The organism is Dictyobacter arantiisoli, from assembly GCF_008326305.1.
Classification (GTDB): Bacteria; Chloroflexota; Ktedonobacteria; order Ktedonobacterales; family Ktedonobacteraceae; genus Dictyobacter; species Dictyobacter arantiisoli.
Genome location: NZ_BIXY01000005.1, coordinates 115,668 through 134,202 on the forward strand (window position 1 = coordinate 115,668; position 18,535 = coordinate 134,202).

16 protein-coding genes are annotated in these 18,535 nt (G+C 48.9%); 6 read left to right on the forward strand and 10 right to left on the reverse strand.

Annotated elements, in window-relative coordinates; all coding sequences use genetic code 11:
- Positions 1-45: 45 nt before the first annotated feature.
- The 3 genes from waaF to F1593_RS03255 are packed head-to-tail and all read left to right on the forward strand — an operon-like array spanning position 46 to position 3,408.
- Complete coding sequence (gene waaF, locus F1593_RS03245) at positions 46-1,398, forward strand: lipopolysaccharide heptosyltransferase II (RefSeq protein ID WP_149400131.1); 1,353 nt, start codon at positions 46-48, stop codon at positions 1,396-1,398.
- Positions 1,382-2,221: a GNAT family N-acetyltransferase gene (locus F1593_RS03250; protein ID WP_172631829.1), complete on the forward strand. Its 840-nt coding sequence runs from the start codon at positions 1,382-1,384 to the stop codon at positions 2,219-2,221. The genes waaF and F1593_RS03250 overlap by 17 nt, the downstream gene beginning before the upstream one ends.
- Positions 2,222-2,235: 14 nt before the next feature.
- The gene (locus tag F1593_RS03255) at positions 2,236-3,408 is read left to right on the forward strand and encodes a glycosyltransferase family 9 protein (protein WP_172631830.1); all 1,173 of its coding nucleotides are present in this window, start codon (positions 2,236-2,238) and stop codon (positions 3,406-3,408) included.
- 48 nt (positions 3,409-3,456) lie between these two features.
- On the opposite strand, the gene F1593_RS03260 is transcribed toward F1593_RS03255, so the two are convergent.
- From F1593_RS03260 to aroA, 3 genes are all read right to left on the reverse strand, one after another.
- Entirely contained in the window at positions 3,457-4,728 is a 1,272-nt protein-coding gene (locus F1593_RS03260; RefSeq protein WP_149400134.1) for a radical SAM family protein, read from the reverse strand.
- Between the two features lie 86 nt (positions 4,729-4,814).
- Positions 4,815-5,120, reverse strand: a complete 306-nt coding sequence (locus tag F1593_RS03265; RefSeq protein ID WP_149400135.1) for a hypothetical protein — start codon at positions 5,118-5,120, stop codon at positions 4,815-4,817.
- Positions 5,121-5,311: 191 nt separating this feature from the next.
- Complete coding sequence (gene aroA / locus F1593_RS03270) at positions 5,312-6,616, reverse strand: 3-phosphoshikimate 1-carboxyvinyltransferase (RefSeq protein ID WP_216368757.1); 1,305 nt, start codon at positions 6,614-6,616, stop codon at positions 5,312-5,314.
- Between the two features lie 464 nt (positions 6,617-7,080).
- Between aroA and F1593_RS03275 the strand changes: the two genes are divergently transcribed.
- Entirely contained in the window at positions 7,081-8,253 is a 1,173-nt protein-coding gene (locus F1593_RS03275) for an FAD-dependent oxidoreductase (RefSeq protein WP_172631831.1), read from the forward strand.
- 120 nt (positions 8,254-8,373) lie between these two features.
- Here F1593_RS03275 and F1593_RS03280 read toward each other — a convergent pair whose 3' ends face one another.
- Positions 8,374-9,213, reverse strand: a complete 840-nt coding sequence (locus tag F1593_RS03280) for a C40 family peptidase (RefSeq protein ID WP_149400138.1) — start codon at positions 9,211-9,213, stop codon at positions 8,374-8,376.
- A 158-nt stretch (positions 9,214-9,371) separates the two neighbouring features.
- On the opposite strand from F1593_RS03280, the gene F1593_RS03285 reads away from it, so the two are divergent.
- Positions 9,372-9,596 carry a hypothetical protein gene (locus F1593_RS03285; protein WP_149400139.1) on the forward strand — a complete coding sequence of 75 codons (225 nt, stop codon included), beginning with the start codon at positions 9,372-9,374 and terminating at the stop codon, positions 9,594-9,596.
- A gap of 92 nt (positions 9,597-9,688) precedes the next feature.
- Here the strand turns inward: F1593_RS03285 and F1593_RS03290 are convergent, their stop codons facing one another.
- The 5 genes from F1593_RS03290 to F1593_RS03310 form a co-directional block, all read right to left on the reverse strand.
- The gene (locus F1593_RS03290) at positions 9,689-10,594 is read right to left on the reverse strand and encodes an NAD(P)-dependent oxidoreductase (RefSeq protein WP_149400140.1); all 906 of its coding nucleotides are present in this window, start codon (positions 10,592-10,594) and stop codon (positions 9,689-9,691) included.
- Between the two features lie 335 nt (positions 10,595-10,929).
- Positions 10,930-11,763, reverse strand: a complete 834-nt coding sequence (locus F1593_RS03295) for a DUF2705 family protein (RefSeq protein WP_149400141.1) — start codon at positions 11,761-11,763, stop codon at positions 10,930-10,932.
- A gap of 5 nt (positions 11,764-11,768) precedes the next feature.
- Positions 11,769-12,683, reverse strand: a complete 915-nt coding sequence (locus tag F1593_RS03300) for an ABC transporter ATP-binding protein (protein WP_149400142.1) — start codon at positions 12,681-12,683, stop codon at positions 11,769-11,771.
- 243 nt (positions 12,684-12,926) lie between these two features.
- Positions 12,927-15,059, reverse strand: coding sequence for a beta-sandwich domain-containing protein (locus tag F1593_RS03305; RefSeq protein WP_149400143.1), 2,133 nt, complete (start codon positions 15,057-15,059; stop codon positions 12,927-12,929).
- A 653-nt stretch (positions 15,060-15,712) separates the two neighbouring features.
- A complete protein-coding gene (locus F1593_RS03310) occupies positions 15,713-16,504 on the reverse strand; it encodes a COG4705 family protein (RefSeq protein ID WP_371873783.1) in 792 nt (263 codons plus the stop codon).
- Positions 16,505-17,006: 502 nt separating this feature from the next.
- Between F1593_RS03310 and F1593_RS03315 the strand changes: the two genes are divergently transcribed.
- Positions 17,007-18,050 (forward strand): aldo/keto reductase, encoded by a 1,044-nt coding sequence (locus F1593_RS03315; protein WP_149400145.1) that lies wholly within the window; start codon positions 17,007-17,009, stop codon positions 18,048-18,050.
- A 276-nt stretch (positions 18,051-18,326) separates the two neighbouring features.
- Here F1593_RS03315 and F1593_RS28840 read toward each other — a convergent pair.
- A partial coding sequence (locus F1593_RS28840; RefSeq protein ID WP_216368758.1) for a hypothetical protein occupies positions 18,327-18,535 on the reverse strand: 209 nt, incomplete at its 5' end.

The window sequence follows — 18,535 nt, forward strand, 5'->3', positions numbered from 1 at the left end:
AGAAAGTTGCCTTCGATTTTTTGATGGCATATTCAGGATTATGTTATGGGACAAGCATTTCAGGTAGATTCTAAGCGGGATGAATATGGCTATCCATTGCGGCCAGACTCCCGACGCAGGATGCGTAACATTACAGTCGGATTGAGCAAGCGCGTCTTGTTGCTGGCAATTTATGTGCTGATGAGCTTGATAGGGACGCTATTAAGAGGACAAAAAGGGGCCGCTTCCCGCGTTCCTCTGACGCCTGAGCACTTTCATCCACGGCGGATTCTGGTACTACGGCTGGATTTGATTGGTGATCTGGTGCTTTCCTTGCCTGTGGTACGCCTACTCAAGCGCACCTATCCAGATGCAGAGATCGATTTGCTGGCCTTGCCGTCAAGCGCGAAGGTCATTAGCACCGATCCAGATGTGCATGCGCTTATCCCCTATGATCCCAATATCTGGCGCCGTCCTAAAAGCTTATTTCAGGTGCGCAACTGGCTGGCTGCACGCTCACTTTATCGACAACTCCATGCGCAGCAGTATGATCTGGCAGTGAGTGTCTTTGGTCCATGGGCAGCGATCCTGGCGGTATTGAGCGGGGCACAGCGACGCCTGGGCTATGAACAGGAGAGTTATCCAGGTTTGATGACGGATACTATTCCTGGTCAGCATTGGCATCCCGGCGATCATATCCATGAAGTGGATTATTGCCTGCAGCTGGTCGAGGCGGCTGGCGCGACGGTTGTTCCAGAGGATCGCATTCCAGCACTCTTTGTACATCCCGATGTACAGCATGAGGTAAAGCTCTTACTGGATCAAGCAGGTATCTCACCCCATAAACCTCTGGTCGCCTGCCATGTAAGTTCAAATAATGGACAATCGAAACGCTGGCCGATCCCCTATTGGGCTGCCTTGATTGATCAATTGTTACGTGAGAATGTAGCATCGGTAGTCTTTACCGGGGCACCTGCCGACATACCTTTAATTGAGGCGATTATAGCCCGGATGAAGATGCAGGCGGTAAATATGGCTGGCAAGACAAGTCTGGCGCAGTTGGCGGCGCTCTTGCAGCGGGCGGATGTGCTGGTTACCGGCGATAGTGGTCCCATGCATATCGCCTGCGCGGTTGATACAGCAGTGATCGCTATCCATGGTCCTACTGATCCGGCGTTAAGCGGTCCGGTCAGTCCAAAGGCGACAATTTTACGGGATACTATCTGGTGTAGTCCCTGCTATCAAGCTAAAGGAGCGCCCGCCGATTGTCGCTTCTTTACCACACAATGTATGAAGAATATTCGACCTGAACGTGTTTTTATGGAGGTACAACAAAAGCTTCAACAAGCGCAGAGAATTGATCTGGATGCGCAGCAAGCTTCAGTACCGGGAGGTGAGGTGGATGGGTCACATAGTTGAAAGTCTGCAGGATAGAGAAGTCCTGGCAGCGATTGAAGGTAATTTTGCCGAAGGCATCGCTTCGTTTGGTCGAGGATTTCCAGGGGCTTCTTTTCATCAGGATGAGGAGTTAACCTGGTTTCTGTCCGGCTCGGTTGGCCCGAATAGTATTCTGCTGACACACTTCAAGCATGATACGCAGGCCTATATTGATTATCGCATCCAGGATACGCTCAAATATTTTGAGGAAAAGCAGGTAACGGAAGTAATCTGGCGTATTGGCCCCACAACCTATCCACCTGATTTAGCTGGTTATCTGGAGGAGCATGGCCTGACGTATTCTACAACAACAGTATGTATGGCGCTTGATGTTACCAATGAACGCATCCCTTCATCTCCCCCACACGGCCTGAATATTCGCGAAGTGCTGTCCGATAAGGAACTGCGGATGAAGTGTGCACTGGAAAAGGTCGGCTTTGGCTCAAATAATACAGCCGCGCAGTATTATTATCAGACCTATGCCAGAAATGGCTTTGGTCCTGACGCCAACTGGCATCACTATATTGGCTGGCTCAATAACCAGGCCGTCGCGTGCGCTACGATGTTATTTCATCAGGGCGTGGCGAGTATCCATGGTGTGACAACGATTCTGCCCGCCCGTCATCGCGGCATCGGGACCGCGCTGGTAAACTATGTGTTATGTGAAGCAGAGCATGCAGGCTATCGCATTGTGGCTCTATCACCTACCAATTTAAGTGAAGCGATTTACCGTCGCTTTGGCTTCAATGATTTCTGTCAATTACACTCCTATAAACTATCTTTGGCTCCCAAAACACATGAATGAGAAATGTAATAATCATGCATAAGACACATATAGCATTGGCACCCAATGGCCGCATCCTGGTCGTGAAGCTGGCAGGAATTGGCGATTTGCTGCTGGCAACCCCGGCATTACGTGCGCTACGCACAAGCTATCCCCAGGCTCAGATCGACCTGCTGGTGACACCTGATTCCGCTGGTTTGCTGGATGGTTGGGATGTGATCAATCAAACCATTATCCTTGATAAATATCTTTTTGATCGCCCACAACAAATACTTAAAAATCCACAGACTCTGTTGCGCCTACGGAATCTCTGGAACACGCTAAGGGCCGGACACTATGATGCCGTCCTGCTGCTTCATCATCTCACGCTCCCCTTTGGCCGCCTGAAACATCAAGTATTGATGCGCGCCACAGGCGCCAGATGGCGTATCGGTTTGGATAATGGACATGGCTGGTTCCTGAATGTACACGTTAAGGATGATGGCTTTGGGGCACGCCATGAAGCTGAATATGCCATGGCGGTAGCCGAAGCCACCGGAGCGGTAGCGCAGGACAAAAAGCTTGAGCTTCCCTTGAGTGAGAAGGAACGCCTGCAGGCGCGAGAACTGGTCTATGGTACATCTGATCCTGATCCCAATGAATGCGCACGTCCAATTATCGCCATGCATCCAGGTAGCGGCGGCTATAGTATCACACGACGCTGGGCCCCCGAACGCTTCGCCCAACTGGCCGATACCCTTTATCACGATTTTGGTGGTCAGCTATTGCTGCTAGGTGGTCCTGAAGAGGCGGAACTGCATCAAAAGATTCTGGATATGTTGCGCTCGAAGATCCCGGCTCGCAGTCTGGCCGGTAAAGGCAGTATAAAAACAACTGCCGCGGTACTGGAACTGGTCGACCTGTTTGTCGGCAATGATGCGGGCGTAATGCATCTGGCAGCCGCAGTCGGTGCTCCCACGGTCGCTATTTTTAGCCTCTCAAACGCGGAAGCCTGGGGACCCTATACCGGCGAGCCTCACAGTAAGCGTGCGGCCATCGTACGCCTGGACTTGCCCTGTATGCCCTGTTTCTATACAGGCCATCTCCTGGGCACGCCTGAAGGCTGCTCTACCCACGATTGCATTGTCCAGCTTCAAGTTGATCCCGTAGCCAGCGCAGCCCGTAAAATGTTACGCGACGTACGCCATTTTGAACGTGTGGCTCAGTGAATACGATGTAGACCCGACCAGAATGGTCGGGTCCAGGGATGAGGATGATTAGAGTGCAGGCGCAGCCTGAGCTGTGCGTGAGATAGGACGGCTGAAATTGCCGATCTCGACGTTGGGTAGCTCTTGATGCAGGATCTCGATCAGCTTTTTCATGCCAAGCGCTTTGCCCATGCTTGCAAAGTCAGGCATGCGTGGGATGAAGACTTCGGGATCGATATTGAGATTCCGTAGCTGGATAAGCTTTAAGTCGGTATCGCGCACCAGTTTGAGCAGAGCTTCGATCTCTCGCTCGCGATCAATCAGCCCAGGGAAGCAAAGCAGATTGATGGAGCTATACACGCCGGCTTCAGCGGCTTTCTTGAGGGATTCAGTGACATCTTCATGCGTATATCCCAATGGCCGATAGTAGGCGTTATAGGTTTCAGGATGCCCGGAGATGGTGCTGACGCGGATCGTATCAAGCCCGGCATCGTAGAGGCGCTGGAGCCAGCGGGGATTGCTTCCGTTGGTGTTGATATTGATTACTCCCCGGTCGGTCTTTTCACGCAGAGCTTTGATGGCTTTACTGATACGCGGCCATTGCAACAAAGGATCACCTTCACAGCCCTGTCCAAAGCTAACGATAGCATCTTCGGCTTTTTCAAGGTGGGTGATGGCAACTTCAACGATCTCTTCGACGCTCGGGACAAAGGTCAGGCGATCCTGCGGCGAGATAAGATCTTCTTCTTCCTGCTTCGAGATACATCCCACACAGCGGGCGTTACAACTGGGCGATACGGCAATAGCCATTTCCCATCTTTCAAAGAAGAGATTGCTGGCCGTCGGGCAGGAATAATCGAGGGCGCAGTGGGCATGCTGTCCAATAATGCGGTTCTCGGGAAACAATGCCTGCTTTTCATGCACCAGTTTCGCCAGTTTTTGCGCATTGAAGGCCCGTGGATGCCATTTGCGTACCTCGTCTGTTTTAACAGCCGCGACATAAAGTTTGCCATTCATGCCTGCAACAGCACTATAGCCAAAGAAAGGGAGGGGTTCTGTATCGGGCACTTTTTCATAAGCTGGCAAGAGGGTGCGCGTATAACCGATAGGCAGGAGGGCCGCAACAGCCCAGCCTCGCGATTGAGGGAGCACAGAGCGGGTCCCATTGCGCTTCTGCCCCACCGCCAGCCGATCTGGCATCATTGAAAGGGTAACACCATCTGGCAAGGGAATCAATTCATTGGCCTTCAAAGGGCGATCCCCAAAGGAAAGGGCCTGTAAGCGTGTATCTTCAAGAATCTCACCATCTGGAGTTACATAAAGTAGATATGGAATCGCCATGTTTATCCTTACTGAGTTCTCTGTCTGACTATGTTCTATTCTTTACAACCCGGAGCATCCTATGTTAACCAGAGAAAACGAAAAGCTTAATGCATAGGCGGCGGCGTGGCCGGTATACTCGGGAGGGTGGGTCGTTCTTCAACCAGGTCTTCGTCAAAAATACGTGGGAAGGCTCCAGTAATTGTCGTGGCCTGATGCTGGGCCGTGATACGTTGTTCTAATTCATGCGTATCTTCATAGACAAAGCTTATCACGATATTCTGACCGCGAACACTCTGGCTCATATGTCGAATGCGTGGGCGTTCCTCCTCCATCCAGGCATTGATAATAGCCTCAAGCGCTGCCATACTTCCGCTGCAAATAGCGCTGTCAAAGCCCTTATACCTGTACACAATCCTATCCTTTCGACTGTATCGAAAACCCGCACAACAACCACGCAAGCAGCGATGTCTGCCATTATGACCGAAGAGTATTGTATCATTCTATAGCAAGCCTGGCTATAGCACCCCACAGATGAAACGCCGATCCACCCGTAGGAGCCACCCTTCACGGGAGGGTGGCTCCTACGGGTGGATATTCAGGCTTAAACGATAGTGCGAATAGTGGCTCCGAAGCTCTGCAATTCGGTAAAGAAGTGGGGATAACTTTTCGAGATATGCTCGGCTCCCGTTAACGTCAAGCCTCGATGACTGCGAAGGGCCACAATTGCCAGCGCCATCAGGAGGCGGTGATCACTATGTCCATCCACAGTAACACCCCCTTCGACGCCCTGGGGTTGTCCATGAATGATGATTGCATCAGACTGCGGTTCGACGTTACAGCCAGCTCTGCGTAGCTCGCTACAGAGATCATTGATGCGATCGGACTCTTTATAATGCAGGCTCTCAATGTTGGAGATGATGCTTTCACCTTCAGCAAAACAGGCAGCAGCTACCAGCACGGGAATGCAGTCGATGACTGGATCACCATCAAGTTCAAAACCTTGTAAGCGACGTCCACCACGCAGAGTAACATTTTCGCCAGCTATCTGCATATCCGCTCCCATGTCCTTGAAGGTTTGCAGCAGCACATCTCCAACCTCATCACCGGGCCGCAAGCGGTCGAGATGCAGGATACTGGAAGGATCATTGGAGACGGCATAGGCAGCCAGGAGTGCGGCAGCGGATGGATAATCTCCCGGAATACGATAGGTACGGGGCTGATAGCGTTGTCCTGGCGCGATATGGAAGTGGAGTAAAGCGGCATCATGCGAAACAACAATACCAGCTTCCTGCAATACTTCCAACGTTGCACGCACCAACGGCTGCGATTTTAGTCCATCGACAACATCGATCTCTAATCCTTCGGGCAACAGAGGAGCAAGAAAGAGGAGTGCGCTAAGATATTGTGAACTGCGCGCCCCGGAAATGGTAACGTGTCCACCATGCAGTTCATTGCGCCGCAGCGTGATCGGTAGACAGCCTTCAGGACCAGTTCCCTCACAGATCACGCCCAGAGAGGTCAGAGCTTCGAGGAGTTCACGGTTGGGGCGTTTGCCCAGGGACTCTGGATGATCGGTCACAAAGGTAACCTCAGGTAAGAGGGCTCCCAGGCCAAGCAAGAGACGAGCAACGGCGCCAGCATTGCCAACATTTATCGTCAATGGCCCGCTACTCGTAGGACGCTCTACACCTCGAATCACCAGGACTTGCTCCTGCTCATCCTCCCAGTGCAATTCAGCTCCCAGCATGCGGCACCCACAAAAAAGCGCGTCACTATCATCGCTAAAGGCAGGCAGAATAATCCGACTCTCACCCACTGCCAGGGTTGCCGCCAGTACATAGCGTAACGTGTAGTATTTTGAGGATGGTACCTCAGGCTGAGCTGGTAAAAGATGTGATGGTCCCACAAATATTTTCTTGGGCCTGGTCTCAGATACATTTTCAGTCATAACTGTACAGCTTCACTTTCTACAAAATTGATAAGTGATTATAGCAACACGTCATATTATTATTCATAGCCTCTGCTATAAAAGAGACTCGCGCTGACGGGCATAGCCATTATAAGCTACAACTTGCTCCATCGTCGAGCTCGAATGATATGCATGCATCTGATAGAACAAAGATCGAAGGTGATACAAATTCACTCTTTGTTCTATCACGCAAACACATTATCATACAGACACATATACATATACACATACAATATATTTACATTTTCGTGTGGTTTCATTACATTTATAAATCATAGTATACACCTATTTATAATACTCCATTTCGACTAATTTCCTGTCACTTCTATTTGATATTTAATATTTATTTTGTTATAATCGTCATATTTAAATAAACGCATAGACAGGAGGCTAATTTTATCGTGAACCAACAACGTATTATCATCGTAGGTGGCGGTATTCTGGGGCTTGCAACGGCATATAATCTGCTCATGCAGGGCTTTATCAGGGTAACAGTACTAGAACAAGCCACCATCGATCATGATCGCGGATCATCTCATGGTTCGTCACGTCTATTACGCTTTGAATATGGGAATGATACGCTCTATACAGGAATGGTAAATCTGAGCCTGGAGCGCTGGAAAAAGCTGGAGCAGCAGACGCAGCGTCATCTCTATACCCCGACAGGTGTACTGGTCCTTGGACATGAAAATGATAATTTCGCCAGGCCTGGATATGACACGGTACGCAAATTAGGCTATGCTCCTGAGCGTTTGACGCACGCCGCAAGTGCGCAACGTTTTCCGCAGTTCAACACAGCAGACTATGATTTCATCTCTTACAATATGGATGCCGGTATGATGCATGCATCGACCTGTCTAAAAGTATTACGCGATTGTATTATTGATATGGGTGGCACGATTCAAGAGCGACAACGCGTAACTTCGATTGAACACGAAGATCTGTTAAAACCAATTCGTTTGCTACTGGCGAATGGAGATACTATAGAAGCGGATCGTGTCATTGTGGCCGCAGGCCCCTGGGTCCATCGCCTGCTGGGTAAAATGGAATTACCGGTACGCCTGACACATCAATATTTGCTCTATTTTGCCAATCTGCCTGCATCCCTCTATGGAGTCAACGCCTGTCCTGCATTCATTGCCGGTGACCTCTACGGCTTTCCGATGCATCAAATCACCGAAAACGGACCATCATGGTTTAAAGCTGCTTCTCATGAATTTGGAGCTCCGGCTGATCCCGATGAACCGCCCCATATTGATCAACAGGCGATTAAACAGGTTGTAGAACGTCTTTATCATCTCATCCCTGCCCTTCAACAAGCCGATTTAACCCAAATTGAAGCATTTATGTATGATGTCAGTATCGACGAAGATTTTATTTTGGATTATATGCCGAATGATAAACGTATTATACTTGGAACAGGCTTATCAGGCCATGCATTCAAATTTGGCATATTGTTAGGTGAATTGGTCAGTAGTCTGGTAAGCGAAGAGGAACCGGTCGTGCCAATGACTCGCTTCAAGTTGTCGCGCTTTGCGGCGCATCAAAATGAACATTCTCATTCAATTGCGTAGTTCAATACAATTGCATCAGGGTTTCAAACATGAATTTTCGTAGTAATAGCGCTCAAAAGAGTTTGTATGCGATGCAAAAAAACGTGCTGGCACATTCTTTGCATCACATACAAGCGAGAACTAACGGACACGCTTAATATCCCAGACAATTTGAGCAAGCCGTTCATCATAATGCGGTTGCTGAGGATCAAAGCTATTGATAATGACACGGTTGTAACGCTGACCTTCAGCGTGGATATATTCGTGCTCGTTAAGCGCCATTGCAACGTGTGTAATGCTTTTGCTACCAAAGAAAATGAGATCGCCTACCCGCATATCACTTTGGACAACAGTTTGGGACAGGCTATCGTGCTGCTGATCAGCATCCCTGGGAATGATATTCCCTCCCATGCGATAGCAAAGTTGAACAAATCCACTACAGTCGATACCTTCCCAACTGTTTCCACCCCACAAATAGGGAACATCGAGAAAACTGCGAGCATGCGCAGCGACAACAGATAGATCCTGCAGAGGATACAATTCATCGTTATTGCGAATCTCTATATGTTGACGCTCGATCCAACCATCTTCATCACCCGGCAAGGCAATGCGCACGCGCTGGGGATGAGAAAGGTCGATATAGGGTAGGACAGTGGAAAGATAGATATCGAAGAGTGTTTCTTCTCCTTCAGCATGGGTATAAACAGAGGCATGCGTGACCTGGACCACCACTGAATAGGGCAGAGCCACACCACAGGTCCCCTCGCCTCCTTCACATACGCCACGCACAATGGGAAGTTCAAGCAGCCTCGTCTCGATCCAGCCACTATAGTCGGGAAGCGTGATATGTGTCCAATCGCCAGCATCTTCATCTGCAATAGCGGGCATATTCATAAGCGCCTGCGTGACAAGTTCTGATTCAGAATCAGGCTCACTGTGTATGTCCACCACACCTGACGCGATAATAAAGTTTTGTGTCATGATATCTTCCAAAGGGATTTTCACTGCCTCCCTACATAAGTATAGATGAGTATAGACGCGCAAGAGTTTGCGATATCATCTATTATATCTCATCATTCCTTGCCCACAATCTTTTCCCTTCTGATATACTAACAGCATACTTAATCAGGAGATGAAGAATGTCAACACCTTCGCAGGCACAATTGTGGCTGGAGAAAAATCAGGAGAATCCGGCGATCCAGTTTTTGTCCGCCTGGATAACGGAAACGTTACAGCGCCCATTGGAGAGCATCGAGAACATCGAGATCGTCCCCGATGATCCCGATACCCCGGCTGAAATTGAGTTTATTGTGAGCTTCGCTGATGGCAGTAGCGCCACACAGACCGTTCAGGTGGCTGATTAATACGCAGTACGCTATAACAAACAAGCCAGCAGCGTTCTCTCATAAATTGAAAGAACGCTGCTCCTGTGCTTTCGGAACAGAAAACATCACGTCTACTTCTGGGCGGGTGTATTGAGCCCGGCCAGCCTGGACATGAATTGAGTCATGACAGAGAAATCTTCGGTATGCCCCTGGGCAAGGGCAGCGGCATACATTTGTTCGGCTGCGCTTGTCGCGGGCATGGGAACCGAGCGTTGGCTGGCCAGTTCCGCAATCAAACCGAGATCCTTGCGGGTCAAAGGGAGCGCAAATTGGACCGGATAGTCATCGTTTTTGCTATTTTCCAGTTTGCCACGATGCGCCGGAGCGATAACAGTGGTCTGACCCAGGGCATCAAGCAAAGTATCTTTTTCCAGGCCAGCTTTACGGCCCAGGCTAACAGCTTCCGCAATAGCTTGCATCTCCAGCGCCAGGATCGAGTTCACCACGAGTTTCATTGTCGATCCCATCCCATTGTTACCCATATGAAGCGCCGCTTTGCCCATGGCCTGGAAGACTGGCAAACACTGCTGATAAAGATCCTGATCGCCTCCTACCCAGATCAATAGAGTTCCCTCTTTGGCCTGTGGAGTACTGCCAGAGACAGGCGCATCGAGCATTCGCCCCCCCTTCTCCTGGGCGGCAGTTGCAAGATGGCGCTCCGTATCCGGTGACACTGTACTCATCTCAAGCCAGATCGACTGCGGCTTCAATCCCGCCAGAATACCATCTGGCCCCTCAGAGACGGCAGCCAACGCCTGCTCATTGCTGACACAGGATATAACGATGTCACAGGCAAGTGCCAGTTCACGCGGCGTAGCGGCTTTTTGCGCCCCCTGCTGGACGATAGTTTGCAACTTCTCCTGAGTACGATTATAGGCAATCAACGGATAGCCAGCCTGAAGTAAACGCCGTGCCATTGGTGTGCCCATATATCCCAGACCGATAAAACCAATCATCGGCTTTCTATCTTCACTCATTGGTTCCTCTGTACTCCTTCTTAGCAATCATGAATATCGATATTGAGCAAATTCAGGAAACAATACCTCGCTGAAAGAAATCTATTTCCATAAATTCATCAATATCACTACCTGCTTGCTTAAGTATAGCCCATTTCTGATTTCAATGAAGAAGATAGCCATACATGAGTTTCTCCTCCCTGAGAATTCATGCAGATAGAGCCTCGCAACCCTCTCATTCTACCGCTTACATTTTTTAGGTTGACTCACCAACTTTTCCCAACAAAGAAGGCCCGGATCTTGAGGAAGCCGGGCCGCCAGTGGATACGCTGGATGTTTGTTTGTTTCTTACGCTGCTAATCAGTAAATTCTTGATAGAGGAAACGCCAGATAGCGATGCCTGTGAAGATCAGGGTGTACAAGGCAATGCCGAGCACAGCCAACCAGGGAGCAGGTACATTCCGCAGAAAGACCGAGGGGGTCGAGGAATTGACCGCACTGTTCAGCGCATATTCTAATCCCAATGGCAAATATTGTACTATTTGCATTCCTATGCCGCCCCAGGCCATGAATACATTATAGGCCACAGGCTCTACCAGGAGTATGAGTACCAGGACCACACTGATTGAGACAATTGAGGAACGGCTGAGGATGGTTAGGACAAAGGTTAAGGCAGCATATGGCAGGAGTCCATAGTCTGTAATCAGAAAGTTCTGGATGATAGTTCCCCATTGAACCTGATCAATTTGCAGGTTGTTATGGACTATCAAGGTAAAGATACCGGTGAGGATTACACTGATAATCAGGGATATAACAACAATGGTAAGTGACAGCAAGAAGATTACGATACATTTGGCTTCGAGTAACAGAGTACGCGAGACGCCACGGCTCAGCCAGAGATGAAAGGTACGCCAGCTATATTCGCGGGATGTGATGACACCAATCACGATGACCAATAGAATGCCACCAATCGTATGAGAGCCCGCAAATTGAGTCGCCGTCGTCAGGGCACGCGGCCAGGTAAGTCCGTCGACCAGCAGTGCTCCTGCGCTACCGGGGAGGTTCTGACCAACGACAAATTCCAACACATCAATCAGAACGATTAAAGCGACCAGAATGGCGAGCTCGATCCAGAGGATAAGACGTCCATAGACCTTGTCTTTTTCAAGCAGTATAGCTCTCCACAACATACGATTTATCCTTTCGTTGTACCCTGCGCCAATTGCAAGAAGACGTTTTCAAGGTTGTTCTGGATCGGAAAAACTTCCGTTGGCGTGAGGCCACCCTGGACCAGATGCTCAACGATCTGTTCAACCACGAGCCCCTGAATATCCACATACACACCGTTAATACGGATATTCTCAGATCCATTGCCAATCTCTTTACAGAGCGCTGCGGCCCGATTGGGATCAGCTGTCTTGACGCGCGTGGTGTTTTCACGCGCCAGCAGTTCAACCACACTTCCTTCCGCCACCAGCGTCCCTTGCCGCACAATCGCCACACGATCGCAGATCAATTGCATCTCATGCAAAAGATGGCTACTGATAAAAACCGTCTTCCCCTGGCTGGCAAGATCGCGTAACAGCAGGCGAATCTCATGCATGCCAACCGGGTCCATACCATTAGTTGGCTCATCCAGAATCAACAAATCGGGATCACCCAGCAGAGCCAGGGCTAATCCCAGACGCTGCTTCATACCAGTCGAAAATTGCTTGACCGGCCGATTATTGACATCCTTCAAGCCAACTAACTTTAAAACATATTCGATGCGCTCAGCGTTTACTTGAGGATACAAACGAGCCAGCATACGTAGATTTTGACGAGCTGAATAGCCCATCAACATTGATGGCGCTCCCATCATCGTCCCGACACGCCGTAATACTGTATTATGAAACGGCGTGACAGTATCACCGAAAACCGTGATAGAGCCAGCCGTAGGCTTAATCAGACCCAGAATCATACCAATCGTTGTTGTCTTACCTGCACCATTGGGACCCAGAAAACCAAAGATCTCACCCGGCTTGATATGCAGCGAAATATCTTCAACCGCGTGGACAGAATGATAGTATTTACGTAGATGCTGCGCCTCCAAAACAAATTCAGCGCTCAAAAGGGACTCCCTTCATCTATTGCTACTCTATAATCAATAAATCATTCTTAGATTAACATATAGCATACTGCGAATCAATATGCAGTTTAGCATAAAAAACCCACATATCGTCTCAACAACGAAGGCCCGATCCTTGCGGTCGGGCTCCGTGACGTGTACGACCAGACTCCCCAGGATATACGTACGTGCCACAAAGCCCGACCATAAAGGTTCGGGCCTTCGCTGTGTGGGAGATTTGTGATGCTATTTGAGTGCCACGGAGAAAATGTGCATCTGACCACCGGAAGTGGCTGCAGGGATATAAATGCTTACAGGGACCAGGCCTGGGGACACCGGATTAAGCCTGATATCTGTATAATAAAGATGGTTAGCAATTGTCTGAGAGCCTGTAGCAGTATTACGATAGGACATATTAAGCGCGACATAGTCACCCAAAACTGGTGTTTGAGCACACCAATCGGAAAAGTTGATATTAACCTTCTGACCTGTCCCGTCAGAATAATAGATAATAATACTCCCAGAAGCAGTCCCTCCGGTCGATGAACCCAAAATTGCCAGGTATGTTGCATTGGCAACCGGGTTTACTGGAATAGTACCATTATCCTCATTTGGCATCGGATTATTCAAAGATATCGTCTGCCCGGAACTGGTGGGAACTAAATTGTCGGGAAGAACCGAACCATTCTGATCCCAGTAGAATGTGGCCCCAGAAAAGTTCAGACGGAACAGGTAATTGGAATATCCAGCCTGTGTCGTTAACGTTACAGGTACTACCCCTGCCTTCTGCATGGCATTTACTGAATAGCTGTTGTGGCCGCCATCTAAATTCCCAAAGATATGGGTACTACTATCAAACGTTGTGCCTACATTGGCATTGTAGGTCCCCGAACCCAGGCCAAACGACAAGAAATGCATCTGACCGCCCGCAGCAGAAGATCCCACTGCATGGGTAGAAGAGGGAAATGTTACGGATACAACATTGGCAGAACCTACCGGAAGAGCAATTTCATAATAAAAGAGATAGGTTTTTACACTCTGCTGGCTACCGCTGGCAGTATTACGACCTGGGAAGCCAAAGAAGTACTGTCCTATGGGATATTGTTTGCTGCCGCCCAATGTCCAATCATCCATACACAGGTTATATGTTTGGGGATTACCAACAATAAAGCTAATAGTAATATTTCCGCAACTAGCCCCACCAGTGGCTGTGCCAATAAAACCAATTTTTGTCTTATTATTAGCGTAAGTGGAATTGAAGGTGAATGTCTGACCATTTGCAGTAATGTTATCAGGAGAGCCAGCCAGGACATTGGGCCAGTAGAGTTGCGTACCATTATAATTAAGGACATCGCCTGGCAAAATGTAGCGACTCAGTTCTTGCATTGAGTAGCTATAACCACCGCCGTCAATGTTTGCCGCGCTGGTATTGGCATTGTCGCTCACAGCAACGTTCTTGTAAGGATCATAGTAAGAGGCCAGGCCAAATCCAGCCGCAAAGATATGCAGGGAGGATTTGTTGGGTAAAGTGATGCTCTGGACGGTTGCGCCTGCGCGTAAATTGAATCCTGTGTAGAAAAGATAGGTCTTAACCGTCTGGGCAACCCCACCCTGACGATCCCGGTAGCTCATCGCGGCAGCTATTTTATCAAACGATGAGACATGGGCATTACCACCACCCAGCGTCCAGTCGTCAAAGCTCAATGAGAAGGTTTGCGTGCTATTATCCTGATAGCGCACCGTGACGTTCCCACTTGAGGTACCAGTGGCAGCGCCAATAAAACCAAGCGAAGTAGCATTAGCAACCGTTGGTACTAAGATGGTTTGTCCTGTCGCTGAAACGTTATCGGGAGCGCCCAGAGCAACATCCGGCCAGTTAAAAGTCGTGCCATTCAGGACAATTTGCTGCTGGTAGTTGCTATTGCCATACCAGGATGCGCCAGAATAGAGTCCAGATTGAATAAGCGCATTTTGCGAATAGCTCGCACCGCCGCCGTCAAAGTTGGCGTTGATCTTCGCAGTCGTAGTGCCCTGATCCATCATCGTGCCAACATTGTTATAGGGAAGCGAAATGTCGGTACTTGATGCAGTTGCCACCGCGCTACGAATCGCAGAGTGAGCAGTTTTAGCAGTGGAAGGTGCATTACTTAGTAAATTATGCGTGATGCTCATATTACCCAGCGTCACTTTATTCAGTTGATTCACGTCAATGGCAGGGCCAGAGCTATCACTTGCGCGGGCAGGCAAGATAAGTTTGAGAGATAAGGCACCAGCACCCACCACTACCACTACAAAACAGAGCAATAAAAGAACTTTAAAGCTCCAGAACTTCGATGCACCTCTGGATGCGCGCTTGCTATTTCCCGATCCTTCGATCATTTACGTCATTCTCCTGGTCCACCCGGGGACCATCATACATAGATACATAGTATTAAAATTCATTTCTCAATCCACCAGATGTAAATTCAACCCGCGTAGGAATAGCTATAAAAACACAGAAAGATACATAATAATAGAGCTAATCAAATAAAGCTATTTCTAACAACAAGCGGCATGCTATCTATCCCTGGCCTATAACACACAATACAGCGCAGAAAGAGATCATTTTCATTATGACATAGACATAGGATACACTCAAACACAAAGTACTAAATTGCTAATAGCTGGATAATACGATTAAAAAATCAGTATTAGAGATTTTGAATTGTCCATATATTGAGAAACAGTAACTACTCAGGACCACATTTTGTGTCGTTAGCGATTCCTGCTACTACATCTAGTAGCAATAAGCTTAACAATAGTTTATAAAACGTCCAAAAGTGGCCTTTAAATAGCTATTGATGAGACAATAGTGAGCACTTTTGAGCTCAAAAATACTCTATAGGGTACCTGAGTAGTTACGAGAAACAATAGAAAGTTTCTCTCATTAGATGATGCATAGCAAACAGACTCTATCTTTTTGATAAGATAGAGTCTGTTTGCTATGCATCATCTAATGAGAATAAAAAAGCAATGAAGATCCCTGAGGATGGCTACTGTTGTTCGCCTTTGCTGTCCTTGCTGTCCTTATGGGTGACGGTCAGGTAGCCGACGAAGGCGATGATCAGAATTGTTAAGATCAGGCTGACTGATCCTGTACCCAGTCCAAGGCCGCTCATACCTTGCGGCCTTCCGATCCAGTCAGCAAACGAGGCACCGAGAGGTCGGGTTAGGATGTAGGCGAGCCAGAAAGCTACAATCTCGTTCAGACCAAATAGCCAGTAGGCCAGGGCTGGCACAGCAATTAATACGGCAAAGAGCACGCCCGAGGCGAAGTATCCTAAATTGAGCGTTGACGCGGTCATGTCACCTGTCGCGGTTCCGAGCGCGAATGTGGCCATTACAGTGGCCCAGTAAAAGATCTCGCGGCGGCGGGTGTAGATACTATGGATCGATAAGGTCTTCTCGCTTATATACCAGGTTGCGAAGATGATGGCTAATGCAACCAAAAACAACGCAGTCGATACGATATAGGGGATGCCAAATCCAACGTGTAAGACGTCGGCAACCATGGTACCAAATACGGCAACCATGACAATGGTTAACCAGTAGATCCATGCGACATAGCGACGCACCAAAAACTGCAAGATCAATGCGATAACCAGACCAATACCGGCGAGGGCAACCGCGACAACCGGATCGAGCAGGTGAGCCAGATAGTCTGAAGTTACCTCACCCATGGCCGTGGTCAACAATTTGATGATCCAGAAGTAGACGGTAATTTCTGGCACCTTTCTCATGGCATGTAGCACGCGCTGCATGGGTTGAGCAGGATTGCCTGGCATGCGCTGATAACTGGCAGCCGAAAAGGTAGAATTGTTTAGATTGGGATCTGTGTTTGATGGATGCGGTGGTATGGTTTTACTCATAAAATAATTCCCCTGTGAACAACAATAGCGCGATGTTGATACCCCATTCTCAAGTCCAGGGCGAAATAATAGTCATTGAAACAGCAGAAGTGTACCGCCAGAAGCAGCACAGTTTCTATACTAACATAGGAGTTATGAAAAGAGAAAATGACCAAAAGAGAGATAGGACTAAAATCTGGCAAACTTCGCTAGAAGATAGCGGCATCGGACGAGCAAGTAGCCTGCATTTTATTGTAATATAGAAATTCAAAGAGAAAATTGAGGTGATTTCCCCTCAATTTGCATCCAAGACCTTTGCACGAGGAATGACTATGGGCTCTTTTATGCTTTTTGGCCTTCTCAACGAGCTATAATCACGAGCATGTTCATTCCCCAACGTATATACATTGTTATCATCGTAGAAGAGAGGAACAATCTGATGGAATACAGGCAACTTGGCGGTTCTGGCCTGAAAGTTTCTGCGCTTAGCTTTGGAACGGCAACCTTTGGCGGTGGGAACGCTTTTTTCAGCGCCTGGGGGAATACCGGCGTGGACGAGGCACGGCGTCTGGTCGATATCTGCCTGGAGGCAGGTGTCAATCTATTCGATACAGCAGACGTCTATTCCGGCGGCCTGTCGGAAGAGGTGCTTGGCAAGGCTATTGCAGGACGGCGCGACCAGTTGCTTCTCTCCACAAAAGCCACCTTCCGCATGGGCGATGGCCCCAACGAAGTGGGCTCCTCACGCTATCATCTAATCCATGCCTGTGAGGATAGCCTCCGACGCTTAAATACGGATCACATCGATATCTACACACTGCACGGATTCGACGCGCTTACCCCGGTCGAGGAGACGCTTCGCACTCTTGACACCCTGGTACAAAGTGGCAAGGTGCGCTATATCGCCTGTTCCAATTTCTCTGGCTGGCATCTGATGAAGTCGCTTGCCACCGCACAGGCCTACGGCTGGACACGCTACGTAGCTCATCAGGCATTTTACTCCCTGGCCGGGCGCGAGTACGAATGGGAACTGATGCCGCTCGCCATCGATCAAAAGGTCGGCACAATCGTGTGGAGTCCTCTCGCCTCGGGAGTACTCTCGGGCAAGATCCGTCGCAACAACCCGGCACCCGAGGGCAGCCGTGTACAACAGATAGGTTCGGAAGGATCACGTATTCCCGATGAGAAGCTTTATGAAATCGTGGATGCGCTCGACGCCATAGCCGAGGAGACAGGCAAGTCAGTCGCGCAGATCGCCTTGAACTGGTTACTACAGCGTCCCACTGTAGCGAGCATCATTGTTGGCGCTCGCAACGAAGAGCAGCTCAAAAGCAATCTCGGCGCCGTTGATTGGAATCTCACGGCCGAGCAAGTCGAAAAGCTCGACAAAGCCAGCGAAATCCCCACCATTTATCCTTACTGGCATCAACGCTCCTTCGCCGGACGCAATCCATTAGCCGTCCCAGCTTATAAAGAGCGCTAAGCAAAGCTCGCAACATTAATCCTTACAATGTTCTTCACTTCCTAAATAAAGATAAAAAAGACCTGGCAAAGATCGTGTCAATTGCTATGAATTTTAGCATTTCATAGCAATTGAGCGGTCCGGTTCCCTTATCGGACGCTCAAAACATAGCACAAAGTATTTGATTCCCATCATCTTCGCCATCCTGGTGCATGATTTTTCGCACCAATGGTGCTCAAACCACTTTTTTAGTGTATGTTGCTGTAAATGTGCTATGCACATTTACAGCAACATACACTAAAAAAGGCGCAAGCGCGTCGGCGCCTGCCAGCAGGTGAGCAGCAAGATCCCGATGATACAGGGAGTCTGACACATTCTGAGATAGTGTTTGATTCCCATCACGATGGGTATGCAGGCGCGAGCTTGGTCAAGAGGCGATGGCAGGAGGCGATTCTGATAAACGCCTCCGAACTTTCGGGCAAGCCCTCGTGATCGCGAGAGAGCCG